The following is a 13717-nucleotide window of genomic DNA, read 5'->3' as shown; positions in this document are numbered from 1 at the left end:
CGCGCCGGACTTTCCACATTTCCTGGAAAAAATACCCACGCACAGTGTCTGAGCCGCTAGGTGTGCGCGGGGACCCGGCTTCCCCGCGCCCAAGGCTTACATGTCGTAGCGCAGAACCAGCCCCACCGTGCGCGGGGCGCCGACATCGATGATGTCGCCACTGCGGTTGTTGGTGATGTATTCCTTGTCAAAGACATTTTTCACGAAGCCGGACACGGCGACATTCTTGGTGATTTTGTACTCGGTGTTGAAGTTGACCAGCACATAGTTGTCGCTCTTGCGCTCACCGGTGACCTGGCCGTCGGCGTCAAACTCGTATTCTGACGGGCTGGCGCTTTGGTAAGTGACGTCGGTATTGAAGATCAGGCGCTCGTCGAAACGATAGGTACCGCCGACTGACACCTTGTACTTAGGCGAATAGAGGAACGATTCGCCGCTCATGTCCCGGCCATCACCCGTGACGAAGTCCTTGTACTTGCCATCGGTGATGGCGCCACCGGCGTTCAGCGTCAGCTGTTCGCTGATGTCTTTTTCAACGAAGACTTCCAGACCCTTGATATCACTGCGACCGGCGTTGAAGACATGGACGAACTGGGTGTTTTGATCAAGCACGCTGACCTGTTGATCTTTCCAGTCGGTGTAGTACAGGTTGGCACGGGTTCGCAGGGTCTTGTCGAAGAACAAACCGCGGTACGACAGTTCGTAGTTGGTGGTGTACTCCGGATCGTATGACTCGTGACCGCCGCCGGCCCGGACGTTGACGCCACCGCCGCGATAACCTTTCTGCACCATGAAGCCAAGGTACTGATCCGCGGCCAGCTCGTAGTCGATGCCCAGCTTCGGCAGCACGGCGTCAAACGACTTGCTGACCTTGCCAGGGCTGGAGAAATCGTCCTGATCAATGTCGGTGTCGTTCGTTTCATGGTCGTAACGCAGACCGGTAATCAATGTCCAGCGTGGTGCAAACGTCCAGTTGATTTCGCCGAACAGCGCCTTGTTTTCAATCCTGGTGTCACCCTTGGCCGTGCCGAACAGTTCGCCATCGAACAACAACCTGTCATGAAAGTTGTTGGTATTGTGGCCATAGTAAGCACCAACGAAGCTCTTCACCGTGTCCGCGTTGTAGTTAAGACGCAGTTCCTGGCTGAACAGATCACCGTCCTGCTTGCGTAGAATGACCTGGTCGTCCACGGCCGTCTGGTCGAAGTCCAATCGGGCGCTGTAATCCGAACGGGTATTGGCGGTAAGGCTGGTCAGGGACCAGTCATCATTCAGGCGATAATCGACCTTGGCGCTAACGGTGTCCTGTTTGAGGTTGTCGAACGCCTTGGTGTTGGACGACATCTTGTAATAACGGACCTTGCCGTTTTCACGCATGACCGAGTTGTCGCCCTGACGGTGCTCACCATGGGCGTAAGTCAGCAAGACTTCGAGATCTTCGTTAGGCAAAACCAGCAGCTTGCCACGGGCATTGGTGGTTCGATTGGGGTTGGCGTCGTCATTGAGTGCGACGTTGCGGATGTAACCGTCACCTTCCTGGTAATCGACAGCGAGACGCCCCGCTATCTTGTCGTCGACGATCGAACCACCGCCAGCAACCGCTGCACCGTACTGCCCTTCGTTGCCGACATTGGTTTGCGCCGAGAAGGTGGGTTGAAACGTCGGGTTCCTGGTCTGGATGACCACTGCACCGGCCAGGGAGTTTGGGCCCTGAGTGGTGGACTGTGGGCCAAGGAACACTTCGACCTGCTCGGCATCCCACAGCGGCATCGGGCTGAACGTCAATGCGCGGTTCGGCTGCACGGCACCGTCGATGAATTGGTTCGCTATCCGTACCGCCAATCAGCGCGACACAAATGAGTAGCTATGCTTGGTCTGTCGCCAGATGCTGGTAGCAACGTCGTGAAAGGAGGCGTTTGAGATGCAACTTATCACGTTGAAAATCGATAAGCCGGATGTGACGAACTTCATTTTGGGTCAGACGCACTTCATCAAGTCCGTCGAGGACATCCACGAAGCGTTGGTAAATACCGTGCCAGGCATCCAGTTTGGCGTGGCCTTTTGTGAAGCCTCTGGCAAATGCCTGGTGCGATGGTCTGGCACCGATACCTCAATGATTGAGCTTGCACAGAAGAATGCGAAAGCCATCGCCGCAGGCCATAGCTTCATCATTTTCCTAGGCGACGGTTTCTACCCGCTGAACGTGTTAAACACCATCAAAATGGTTCCAGAGGTATGCCGTATTTTTTGTGCAACAGCCAATCCAACTGAAGTGATTCTTGCTGAGACGGAACAAGGGCGAGCAATCCTGGGCGTCGTGGATGGCTTCTGTGCCAATGATATTGAAGGCGACGAAGACATCCTGTGGCGCAAGAGCTTGTTGCGCCAGATTGGCTACAAGCAGTGAATTGCAGTTGATGATGCCCAACGCCGAAGCACGGAGCAATCGATAGCGCAAACCCTGAACCGGGGCTCAAGCCAGCAGCTCGATAATCCACCGGGCCTGCCGGGCGATGTCCTGTACCTTCTCCTCGGGCACGGCCTGCCGCGCCCGGGCGAAGTTGGCCAGGGTCTGCTGCTTCTGGCGCAGGATGCTCTGCCACTTGGCCAGGAACGCCGGGCTGCGGGCCTGCATCTGCAGCGGGCCGAAGTACAGCTCCTCGGCGGTGTACATCACCGGACCTGCGCGCTCGGCGACGATGATTTCGTAGTCGAAGCGGTTTTCCCGCAGCACTTCCTCGCAGAGAATGCGGTAACCATTTTCCATCAACCATTGGCGCAGTGGCTGCTCGCCGCCGTTGGGCTGCAGGATCAGGCGCTCCTGGCCGCTCAAACGTACCTTGCCAGTGTCGAGAATGTCGCGGATCGTCTCGCCGCCCATGCCGCAGATACTGATCGCCGTGATCCCGTCTACCGGCTCGATCGCCGCCAGGCCATTGGCCAGGCGCACGCTGATCCGCTGCTCCAGGCTGTTCTCGTGCACAGTGCGTTCGGCCGAGTAAAACGGCGTCAATGCCACTTCGCCGGCCACCGCCGCCGCGATGGCGCCACGGCGCATCAACGCCACCGGCAGGTAGCCGTGATCCGAGCCGATATCGGCCAGGCGCGCACCTGCCGGCACATGCGCCGCCACGCGCTCCAGGCGCATGGACAATGTCTGTTCGTTCAACTGCAGCCCCTTTTCACCACGAGCATCCGGCACCTTTGGCCGGGTCGGGGCGCGATTTTGTCGGGCAACGCCGTGCATTTCAACTTTATGCGACCAGGGTCATGGCTCGACCTGTAGGAGCGGCTCTTTACTCGCCAGCAGACGACACCTCTGCGAGGTAGCCCATGTACCCCTGCGAGAAGTCCAGGTACGCCCGCACAATGGCAGACGGATGCCGATGTGATGGATAAAGCAAATTGATTTGCTGTTCCGGCAGTGGATGCTCGGGAAGTAGCGCAAGTAACTTCCCTTCGCGGATGGCACTCGCCGCTAAAAATGGCGGCAGCTCCGTTACCACATCACCGCCCAACGCCCGGCTGCGCAGATGCGCATAGTCGTTGGTGGACAGCATCGCCTCAGGTTTGAATACCACCCCGCCCAACTGCCATATCGCATTGCCCCCCTGGCTCCAGACCGCACATGGATAACCGTGTAGGGCCTCGACGCTATTGAGTGCACCTAGCCGCTCGATTAATGTCGGACTGGCCACGAGAATGTGACGATAGGTCAGCATGCGACGGGCAACCATGGTCTCGTGCGCAATCATGCCTACGCGCAACGCCACATCGACACCATCTTCGATGAGATCGATGCGGCGCTCGGTGGTGTAGACGCTGATTTGGATCTGCGGATAGTGGCGCTGGAAAGCCGACAGTACGTCCCACCACGGTTCAAACGACGGCGGCAATGACAGCCGCAAGCGTCCTTTCAAATGCGCCTGGTCACTGATCACGGCCTGTTCGCCTTCAATCAAAGCCTCAATGCCTCGGCTGGCGTGTTCGTACAATCGCGTCCCCGAATCAGTGAGTTTGGTACCACGCACAGAGCGTTCGAGCAGTTGCACCTTCAACTGCTGTTCAAGCTCGCGAATGCGTCGGCTCAAGGTAGGCAGCGGAATCTCCAGGCGCTCGGCCGCAGCCGATAGGCTGCCGGTCTGCGCCACGCTGACCACCCAAGCTGCCGTGAGGTCCGACATGAATAAGGTCCAGTCTTACCTGATGGCCGCGGCCAGAACGTTGATGGCGCTGTTCCTCAAGAACCTCGCAATGGCTGGTTGATTTGTGCTGTTGGCAGTCGCGGGATCCGGCGCCTTCAGTCTCGACGCTCGTAGGGGTTCCAGTCTGACTCAGCTGTCATAAGGCGAAATAGAAAGCGGTCTGAGTAAGCACTATGTGTAAAAAGATTTGTCCGCTTTGGGTTGTGGATTGAACCGGTCACTTGAATAAAACGTTCACATTGATGCGCTTGATCTGGACGTCGGCCACCAGAGAGTTGACCCGCTTCGACCTCAAAATATCTATCACACCAGTAAAGGCCAACCTGAAAAACCTATGCCCCCCCTTCAACCAAGTTTCGGTAGAACGCCAGAAGATCCTCTCGAGTTGATAACGCCAAACGTTCGGGTGCCTTGCAGCGAAGCGTTGAAGAACGCAAACCAAACTGGATAACGATCACGTCTCGCTCCTGCCCGCTACGGTTGGGTGATCCGCCATGCAGCGTGGCTGAGTGAAGTACCAGGCAGCCGCCCGGTGGTACTTCGGGACATAGTGCGCAATCGGTAGCCGCGTCGGCTTCGAGGTGAGAACTGGGTACAACTGCGGTGCCGCCATTTTCGCCTGACATGAACTGAAGCGGGATCAGTAAACGCACAGTACGTCCATCTTGACTGGCGAAGTAGGTGTTTTCCGCGTCTCGATGCCAGCCTATGGCAGGACCTACTTCGCTTGGTTTGCGGGTGAGATTGCTGAAGTGAAACAACAGATCAGACGGAGCACAGCCGAATAGCTCGGCTACGCAGTTCCAGATGGACTGCTGGGAGAATAACCGTGCAAAACGGGGTTCCAGGGCGATGAGATCACCAATGATGAAAGGTTCATGCCTCCACTGTTCGAGGTTGATTCCTGGGTTGCGCTGCGGATGGCGCCGACCCGCATCGCCGATGTTCACACCGACAGACAAAACCGCCTCTTCGCCCCGCCGATAGCGGTCTATCAGCCCGTTGGCGAGCTCACGAGCGAACGCTAGCTCGTCGTCACAAACAACCGCCGGGATCACCGCATAGCCTTGGGAGGCAAATGACATTGTCCTTGTGTTCAAACCAAACTCCGTCAGATGATCAGTTTCTCAACTGACGTGAGGCTAAACTTGGAGGCAGGCGAAGTCTATCTGTGAACGCACAAGCGGGAGACTCAGCATGGACCGATTCACCGGCGGTTGCCTTTGCGGCAATGTAAGAATTGTGGCCTCGGGACGCCCCTACCGGGTCGGCCTTTGTCACTGCCTGGACTGTCGCAAGCATCATGGCGCGCTGTTCAACGCGTCTGCGGTATTTCCTCAGGATGCAGTGACGATCGAGGGCGAGACACACGACTACGCCGGGCGCTTTTTCTGCCCCCGCTGCGGCTCGTCGGTTTTCGCCCGCAGCGCTGACGAAATCGAAGTGCACCTGGGATCCCTGGATGCCCCCGACCAACTGATACCTACCTACGAAAGCTGGATAGTGCGGCGCGAGTCCTGGTTGCCGGCGTTTGCGCTCAGCAGACGATACGAACACGATCATGATCCCAGCGATCGCTTTGAGGAGTAGACCCCCTCCTCGACCTGCCCGTCCAAGAGCGCAGTGGCCTTGGTCATGAGGCGCTCCAGGTCAAGGCAAACAGCGTTTCGCCAGGCACTTCAAAACGGATACTGCCGTTGCGGCAATCGATCGCGGCGTCGCGGCTTCGGCTGTCGGGGCCAAACAGGGTGAGCGACGGACAGACGCTGCCTGCGCCCTGCAGGCTGATCTGCTGCAAACGCTCGCCTTTGTTCACGCCCAGCACACTGCGTTGGCGGTCGCGGGCCATGGCCAGGGCATCGACTTCGAACGCGCTGTTGTCCAGACGCTGTACCTGATCGAGCCAGTGCGCCTGCATGAACTGCTGTGCAAGGCCTACAGGCTTCAACTCGAAGCGGTTGGGACCTGGCAGGCGAATCATGCCTTTGAGGTGGTCGGGGTCGTCGGCGGCTTGAAACCAGTTGATCATATCAAGCAGGCCATCCTGGGCAGAGCTGATGGCGACCGAAGCCCACCACAAGGAAGCAAAATGCGTTTCCTGTTCGTAGGGGCTCACGCTGGAACCACTGGAGATATTGGTCTGGTCCAGTAACAGTGCCTTGCGCGGCCGACCATTTGCCTGCCGACCGACCACATCGGCCGCTTGACGCACACTGTCACGGTAAACACGGGTGGCCAGCAAGTCGCGGATCATCCATTCGTGCCAGGCCAGGGCGTCGATCTGCGGTGCCGATTCTTTGAGCATGCGCCGGGCCCAATCGATGCCCCGGCGCTGGTCACCCTGTGGAATGAACGGTCCGTTGACCAGGCGCGAACTCGCCGGCATGGCGATACGCACGCCGGCTTCGCGGGCGCCTGGGTATGCGCGCACCTGGCGCTCCATGGCATCGAAGAAGCGCTTGTAGGTGGCGTAGTCGCGGTAGTTGTAATTGGGCTCGTCGGCAAACGACAGGTAGTGCGTGCCTTTGCCTCCCAGGGCCACCGTTGCCGCAAGCCAAGCATCCAGGCCGGCGATGCTCTGGGCATTGACCTCCAGGTCGGCCTTGCGCTGCGAGGCACCGAGCAAGGTGATGTTCATATCAATGCCGGCGCGCTCCTCATAGAAACGCCGGAAGGCATCTTCGTAGTGGGGGCGGCCGGCCATAATGTCGACGTTGCTGTAGAAACCGGCCGCGCGTGGCTTGAGCGCATCGAGGATGGCATGGCTTGCCGGCGGCGGCAGCAGGTAGGGCATGGCAATGCCCAGGCGCGGCGTGGGCCCCAGGATCTGGGCATGCAGGTTGAGTTCGGTACGCCCGCTCTCCTGGCGCAACGGCTGCAGGTGCTGCGGGCGTTGGGCAAACAGGTTGGCCGTGCCGTCCAGCCAGAAAGCCGCCTTGCCGCTGCCTTGCAGGCGCAGGCGCCAGGTCTGGTCGGTGTTGGCAACAGGCAGGGCAATCTGGTCGAACTTTGGGTAGTCCTTGGTCGGTTTGAGCCTCAGTGCGACCCTGGTGCGATCGCCCAGGCGCTCGGCCTGCAAGGCATTGACACCACCGAAATACTTGCCCGCCAAGATCGCGTGCTCACCGGCGCGGACCTTGAAATAAAGCTCGACATCATTCGTGGTTTCGACGCTGAAATGCACTTTGGCCGGAGCGAACAACGCGACAGTGTTGTCGTCGTGCTCGAAGCGATAGCGCCTGAAACTGTAGCCCGGCACCTCCATGCGGTAACTCGCGGCGCTGGCGGGTAATGGCCAGGTTTGTCGGCCGTGACCTTCGCTGGAGGGGATGAAGCGCTCGCCGTGCAATTGTCCCCGGCCGTCGAGCAAGTAGATGCGTTCTTCATTGGCGCTGGTTTGCCAGGCCGGTACCCAACTGACGCGCAACGTGTCATCGCGACCCGGCTGCAGGTACAGGCTGCCGTCGCGAATGTCGCCCCAGCGCATGGGTGCTGCATGGGCCAGGCTGCTGAACACGAGCATCATTAGCAAAAACGTTGGTTTCATACGTTCCTTCGCGTTGGTATCCGGCGTAGCGACGCCAGGCGCGTGCTTCATCAGGTTCAGGACAAGTGTAAAGGTGTTGAGACGGCTACAACGGGTATAGATCAGTAATGGCACATTGCGCCAATAGACTGTCATCGCGGACGGCGCATGCCCGAAAGCTGACGCCTTGGCTTATTGCCTGCTTGCGCTCTAGGACAATGGATGTGATGAAAAACATGCGCCGGAAAAATATTAACGAGGCGATGGACGGTATATACCTTTTTCGACTTGTTTTTCTAATACCGAGTCGTGTCGCTGCTAACCATTGGCTTTTATCGCCAGCGCTTCATTTAAGCATTATTTGGCGGGATTACGGCGTCAATATTGTGTTGCGCGCAAGCATGGGAAACCGCCTTGCTCTTTGGATAGGTGATGCTAACGTGACATCGAACTCGCAGTTCGCTTGCAGGGAGAGGGGCCTCGATATGAGCGTAGAAAAGCGTTTTCATTCGCTGGACAGCTTCAGGGGCCTGTTTGCCGTGTCGGTAGTGCTCTATCACTTGCGGGTCAGCGACAGTTTCACCGAGTGGCTATTCTTTCGCCATGCCGAGGTATTTGTAGCCTTCTTTTTTGTCCTCAGTGGTTTTGTCCTGACCCATGCCTATGGCAACAAACTACAGTTTGATTTTCGCAAGTTTTTCATATCTCGAACGTTCCGCTTAGTACCTTTACACCTGTTCATGCTGGCTGCTTTCATACTATTGGAGTGCGGCAGGTATGTTGCTTTGCAAAAGGGCATGACATTCAACAACGCTCCCTTTTCCGAGAAATTTGCCCCTGCCGAAATTCTGCCTAATGCCCTACTGCTGCAATCCTGGACACACTTTAGCAACCCACTTTCATTTAACTATCCGTCCTGGAGCATCAGTATCGAGTATTACACCTACATGGTGTTCGCCTTGATCTTGAGTGTTGCCGTCGGCTTCCGGCAATGGGTGTGGGCGACGGTCGTCCTGGTGACGCTGATGTTGATGTATACAGGCAATACCTTCTTCACCCTCGAGTCGCTGCGTGGCCTGGCCTACTTCTTTACCGGCTGCCTCGCTTACACCCTGTACCTGAAAATTTCTCAACCCGGCCAGGCGATGTTCTGGCTGCTGACAGTGCTTGAAGTTGCGGCGGTTGCGGCGGCGCTGTTATTTGTGGTGAACGATTTCGCGGCCAAGGCGTTAGTGGCCAGCCCGTTGTTTGGCGTCATCATCCTTATATTCGCCTTTGATGGTGGAGCAGTGTCGCGCTTGCTGGCGGGGCAGTTCTTCGGCTTTCTGGGCAAGTTGTCCTACTCCATCTACCTGACCCACGCGGCCATTCTGTTTTGCGTGGTGTCAGTGTTCATGGTGGGAAAAAAAATACTTGGCGTCGATATCGCGCCGATGATCGACGGGACCCGCTACCTGGACACCGGCAATGCACTGTTCAACAACCTGGTGGCATTGCTGGTGGTGGGCTTGGTGATACTGGTGTCTATGTTCACCTACAGGTATGTCGAAATGACCGGGCAAGCCTTTGGCCGGGCGCTCGCCAACAAACCCGCAGACAAACGCCCCGTGCTCGAGTCCTGATCTGCGAGCCAGACTGAGCGAGTAACAGGTGCCAACGCGCAATAGCCGCACTCTTGCCATCTGATAGTAAAAATCTCTTGTACGAACCCCAGGCGAGAAGCAGATGGTGTGAGCAGCTACCTGCACGACTGAGGCCTGGATCATGAACACACGCCCGCGTTGCACAGCTTTCCATGAAGCAGGCCACGCCTTGGCCTTCTGGTGGAATGGCCAGCGCATAAAGCGTGTGACCGTGCGGACCCGCGCAGAAGCACTGATCGGCCCGATGGTCGATCTGCGCGGTAACCTGCAACAGGTCAAGGGCCTGGTGGAAGCCGAATACTTGATTCCTCTCCCCGCCTTCGAGCCCCCCGGCATCGCTGAATACCTGCCCTCCATGATCGACTCCATTGAGCGCGATCTTTTGCATTGCTTCGCCGGCCCCGTGGCCGAGGCAATCTACCGGCACAGTCCGTCCGACAAGTGCATCTCCCGTAGCGGTGCCGGTGACCGCCATCGGGGAATGGAGTTGATCAGTTTGCTTCCGGCACGCAAGGTGCTCGGCGCCGAGCCCCGAGCCATCGCCCGTTCAAGCTGCCTGGTGCGCCGATATTGGCCAGCGCTCAGCGCTGTCGCGCAGCTGCTGCAAGCCCAAGGCACGGTGAATGGTGAGGTGATCATCGCACTGTTGTGCCAGCTCACCGGGGAGTCGCCGACGCACCTCAACAATGCCCTGAGCACCCTTGATACACGCAACCACCGCTACTGCAATGCAGCCCGCGCAGGGCTCACCGGCTGACAAGCCCCGGTCAAAAACCCAGGCTAGCCGACAGCAGGTAGGTCCTGGGCGTAGACAACGTCAGCCCTGCTTCGCTGTCATCGGAGGCACCCGCCGAAGCCCAGTAGCGCTCATCCAGCAGGTTCTCGACGCTGGCGCGCAGGGTGACGTCTTTGCCGTCGACCTTGAAGGCATAGCGGGCACCGCCATCGAAACGCTGCCAGCCGTCGATCTGCTTGCTGTTGGCCTGGTCCAGGTACTGCGAGCTGGAATGGATGCCGCGGGCGCTCAGGGTCAGCCCCGACACGCTCGGCACGTCCCACTCGGCGCCGAGGTTGACGTTGTACTCGGGCGTCGCCGGGGCGCGGTTGCCGTCAAAGGTGCCGCCGACGGTATCGGTCAGCTCGCTATCGATGTACATCACGCCACCGAGCAGACGAAAGCCCTTGAGTGGTTCACCGAACACACTCAACTCGACGCCCTTGTTCTCGCGTTTGCCGTTGGGACCAAAGACCCGTGTAGTGGCGTTAGTTTCGTAGGCTGGCTGCCTGATGCGAAAGGCGCTGGCGGTAAGGGCGAATGCGCCCAGGTCATACTTGGCACCGACCTCCACCTGGCGGCTGATAAATGGCGGAAAAATCTGCTCCTCGTTGATCGAGGTCGAGGGCGCGATCTTGCCTTGGCTCAAGCCCTCCATGTAGTTGGCATAGAGTGACAGCTGATCAGTGAGCTTGAACAGAATCCCAGCCGACGGCGAAACTTTCTCTTCGTCGTAGGCCGTGGCGCCTTTGACGTTGTCGCTCCAGTCATCGACCTGGACCCGCTGCCAGCGGGCACCAAGGGTCAGGAGCAGGCGCTCATCGAAGAACCCGAGGGTGTCGGCCAGCGCCACGCCGGTGAAACGGTTCTCGGTGTAAACCTTGGAATCCAGGCGTGTGGGCGTGCCGGGGGTAGGCGTTGGTAGCGGGTTGTAGAGGTTGCTGGGGGCCGATGCATAACGGGCGCCGCCGTTCTCGAAATCCATGTAGTAGTAACTGGCGGCCAGGTTCACTTCATGGCTCACGGGACCGGTATTGAACCAGTTGCGCAGGCCGGCCGTGGCGGTTTTGACATTTTCATCGCGGCTGAAATCGCGCGGCTGGACGCTGAAGTCACCGGCATCGTTGGAGATGGGCACGTTGTGCCGGAGGAAGTCATGGTCGCTTTTACGCGCGCCGACAGCCGCGTAGGCCATCAGCGAATCGTTGATGTCGAATTCTCCATTCAGGGTACCGAAGGTATCGTTGGTGCGCGCCTTGCTCCAGGCCTGGGCATAGTTGCGCCGCACATCATCGGCATCCGGCACCTTGGCCTTGGCGCCGACAATCACCCGTTCCTGGGGCGCATCGGTATCGCGCTCGGTGTGGCCGAAGTCCGCCGACAGCCGCAGCCGCTCGCCGCGAAAATCCAGGCCCAGCACGGCCATCTCGCGGTCGACGCGCTGATGGTCCCACTCAGTGTCACCGGACTGCTTCACGCCGTTGAAACGCAGGCCGAACTGGTTCTGGTCACCGAACCGGCGGCCGATGTCCACCGCCCCGCCCACCTGGCTGTCCGACGCATAGCTGCCGGTGAACTCAGTGATCGGCTTGTCACCCGCACGCTTGGGCACCACGTTGATGCCGCCCCCGACACTACCCCGCGGCGAGATACCATTGATCAGCTGGCTCGGGCCCTTGATGATGTCCACACGGTCGGCCATCTCCATGTCGATCGAGTAAGTCGGCAGAACGCCGTACAGGCCGCTGTAGGAAACATCACTGTTAAACAGGCTGAAACCACGGATGGTGAACTGCTCGAAGCGCCCGCCTGCGGGGTTGGTCGCGCGCACCGATGGGTCGCTGGCGATCAGGTCGCCTAAAGTCCGCGCTTGTTGGTTCTCGACCGCCTCACTGGTGTAGGTAGTCATGCTGAAGGGTGTTTCCATGAAATCCCGCGAGCCCAGCAAACCTTGCGAGCCGCGGCGGGCTACCTGCCCGCCGGCATAACGCTCGCCATCCACGTCGGCCCCGGCGTGGTTGCCGAGGATACTGGTCGGTGCGATTTCCAGTGCATCCGAACCCTGCGGTACCGGCACCAGGGTATAGGCACCGGCACTGACGGGCTGAAGCTGCAAGCCACTGCCCTGCAGCAGCCGGGCAAAGCCTTCATCGACGCTATAGTTGCCCGACAGCCCGGCACTACGTCGGCCACTCACCAGGCCCGGGTCCACCGAGACACTTACCCCGGCCTGGCCGGCGAAGCGAATCAATGCCGAACCCAGGTCGCCGGCGGGCACCTTGTAGCTGCGTTGTTCGCTGTCGGCCATTGCCATCTGCGCTGCCAACGGGCCGAAGCCAAGCATCAGGCTCAAGCACAAGGTGGAATAGGAAAACGAAGACGCCAGGTGCGTTCGGCGGCGTGTCGGTGCGGGCATTGTGGCGCTCTCTGGTTAATTCACTTGCCCTTGATGACAACCGAGCGAAAGAAAGGGGACAGGCTTAATGCAGTTATTTTCAGCGCATAGCTTGCCGAACCGCTGCCGAACGATCAGTGAACCGCGCGCGTGACCAGGTAACTCAGCAGCTCGGGTTCGTCATCCAGTTCAATCGTCCGTACCGGCCGCGGCAGGTTATCCAGCACCGCACGCCAGAAGGCCTGGGCGGTTTCGTCCTGGTCATAGAAGCGCACCAGCCAGTCGCTCTCCCCGCTCATCAGCACCTGGCTGGCGAGCGCGCGGCCGATGCCTTTGCGCCGGTAACGCTTGAGGATGAACAGGTCAGCCAGTTCCAGGGCATTGAGTGCGGCGAACTCGCTGCGCTCGATCAACAGGAAGCCGACAATGAAGCCATCGACCAGGATCAGGTTGGCGCTCCACTGTGGCTCTTGCCAGTAGCGGGCCAGGTGCTCTTCGTGGATATAGAAACGGCCATCCACTTCCACATCCTCTTGCTCCCAGTCCGAGGACTCATAGGCATAGAACTGGTACAGGTTGCGGATCAGCTCGGCTTGGTCCTGGCCGGTTTGCAGCAGTTCAACAGTGAAAGGGATCGAAGGCATGGGAATCTCGGTCAATAAACAGGTAGCGCTCTTTGGGCGGGCGCTATTGTTTACAAAACCCGTGGCCAATACCAGCAGCAGGAGACCCCATGGCCCACAGCGACCCAACACCAACTGCTGAATCATCTGCCAGCGCCTTGATAGAGGGCAGAATCAACGAACTGAACGACTGGCGCGGGGCAACGCTCGCCCAGGTACGCAGGCTCATCCACCAGGCCGACCCCGAGGTGATCGAGGAGTGGAAATGGCGAGGCGTTCCCGTGTGGTCCCACGCTGGCATTCTCTGCACCGGCGAGACCTACAAGCAAGCGGTGAAGCTGACCTTCGCCAAGGGCGCCGCACTGAAAGATCCTGCCGGCCTGTTCAACGCCAGCCTGGAGGGCAACACGCGGCGGGCCATTGATATCCATGAAGGCGACAGCATCAATGAGCAAGCCCTGAAGGGGCTGATACAGGCCGCCGTGAAACTAAGCACGTCGGCACAAGCAGCCGGCGCCAGCAAAACCAGGCGCAAGTAGGTGTGGGCTAA

Annotated in this window: 12 protein-coding genes; 5 read left to right on the top strand and 7 right to left on the bottom strand. The window is 59.0% G+C overall.

Translation table 11 applies throughout. The features are described 5' to 3' along the window. Window positions 1-96: 96 nt before the first annotated feature. Window positions 97-1770, bottom strand: coding sequence for a TonB-dependent receptor (locus ACRESH_RS16380; protein WP_431742990.1), 1674 nt, complete (start codon window positions 1768-1770; stop codon window positions 97-99). A 151-nt stretch (window positions 1771-1921) separates the two neighbouring features. Between ACRESH_RS16380 and ACRESH_RS16375 the strand changes: the two genes are divergently transcribed. Next, window positions 1922-2407 carry an adenosine-specific kinase gene (locus ACRESH_RS16375; protein WP_431742961.1) on the top strand — a complete coding sequence of 162 codons (486 nt, stop codon included), beginning with the start codon at window positions 1922-1924 and terminating at the stop codon, window positions 2405-2407. 66 nt (window positions 2408-2473) lie between these two features. Here ACRESH_RS16375 and ACRESH_RS16370 read toward each other — a convergent pair whose 3' ends face one another. The 3 genes from ACRESH_RS16370 to ACRESH_RS16360 form a co-directional block, all read right to left on the bottom strand. Next, the gene (locus ACRESH_RS16370) at window positions 2474-3169 is read right to left on the bottom strand and encodes a tRNA (adenine(22)-N(1))-methyltransferase (protein WP_431742960.1); all 696 of its coding nucleotides are present in this window, start codon (window positions 3167-3169) and stop codon (window positions 2474-2476) included. A gap of 127 nt (window positions 3170-3296) precedes the next feature. Continuing rightward, window positions 3297-4184: a LysR substrate-binding domain-containing protein gene (locus ACRESH_RS16365; protein WP_431742959.1), complete on the bottom strand. Its 888-nt coding sequence runs from the start codon at window positions 4182-4184 to the stop codon at window positions 3297-3299. Between the two features lie 353 nt (window positions 4185-4537). After that, on the bottom strand, window positions 4538-5290 hold the full coding sequence (locus ACRESH_RS16360) for a phytanoyl-CoA dioxygenase family protein (protein ID WP_431742958.1): 753 nt from the start codon (window positions 5288-5290) through the stop codon (window positions 4538-4540). Between the two features lie 112 nt (window positions 5291-5402). Between ACRESH_RS16360 and ACRESH_RS16355 the strand changes: the two genes are divergently transcribed. Continuing rightward, a complete protein-coding gene (locus tag ACRESH_RS16355) occupies window positions 5403-5795 on the top strand; it encodes a GFA family protein (protein WP_431742957.1) in 393 nt (130 codons plus the stop codon). A gap of 43 nt (window positions 5796-5838) precedes the next feature. Here ACRESH_RS16355 and ACRESH_RS16350 read toward each other — a convergent pair whose 3' ends face one another. Further along, window positions 5839-7752, bottom strand: a complete 1914-nt coding sequence (locus ACRESH_RS16350) for a hypothetical protein (RefSeq protein WP_431742956.1) — start codon at window positions 7750-7752, stop codon at window positions 5839-5841. 206 nt (window positions 7753-7958) lie between these two features. Here ACRESH_RS16350 and ACRESH_RS16345 point away from each other — a divergent pair, with 206 nt between their 5' ends. Together ACRESH_RS16345 and ACRESH_RS16340 are read left to right on the top strand one after the other, a co-directional pair. After that, window positions 7959-9353 carry an acyltransferase family protein gene (locus tag ACRESH_RS16345; protein WP_431742955.1) on the top strand — a complete coding sequence of 465 codons (1395 nt, stop codon included), beginning with the start codon at window positions 7959-7961 and terminating at the stop codon, window positions 9351-9353. Between the two features lie 142 nt (window positions 9354-9495). Beyond that, window positions 9496-10131, top strand: coding sequence for a hypothetical protein (locus ACRESH_RS16340; RefSeq protein ID WP_431742954.1), 636 nt, complete (start codon window positions 9496-9498; stop codon window positions 10129-10131). Window positions 10132-10141: 10 nt separating this feature from the next. Here ACRESH_RS16340 and ACRESH_RS16335 read toward each other — a convergent pair whose 3' ends face one another. Next, window positions 10142-12463: a TonB-dependent siderophore receptor gene (locus ACRESH_RS16335; RefSeq protein ID WP_431742989.1), complete on the bottom strand. Its 2322-nt coding sequence runs from the start codon at window positions 12461-12463 to the stop codon at window positions 10142-10144. A gap of 215 nt (window positions 12464-12678) precedes the next feature. Beyond that, complete coding sequence (locus ACRESH_RS16330; protein ID WP_431742953.1) at window positions 12679-13188, bottom strand: GNAT family N-acetyltransferase; 510 nt, start codon at window positions 13186-13188, stop codon at window positions 12679-12681. 89 nt (window positions 13189-13277) lie between these two features. Here ACRESH_RS16330 and ACRESH_RS16325 point away from each other — a divergent pair, with 89 nt between their 5' ends. Then, on the top strand, window positions 13278-13706 hold the full coding sequence (locus ACRESH_RS16325; RefSeq protein ID WP_431742952.1) for a DUF1801 domain-containing protein: 429 nt from the start codon (window positions 13278-13280) through the stop codon (window positions 13704-13706). Window positions 13707-13717: the final 11 nt, after the last annotated feature.

The organism is Pseudomonas sp. (assembly GCF_050739775.1).
In the GTDB taxonomy this organism is placed as follows: domain Bacteria; phylum Pseudomonadota; class Gammaproteobacteria; order Pseudomonadales; family Pseudomonadaceae; genus Aquipseudomonas.
The sequence above is the reverse complement of the archived record's forward strand: the minus strand, read 5'-3'. Positions and strand labels throughout refer to the sequence as shown.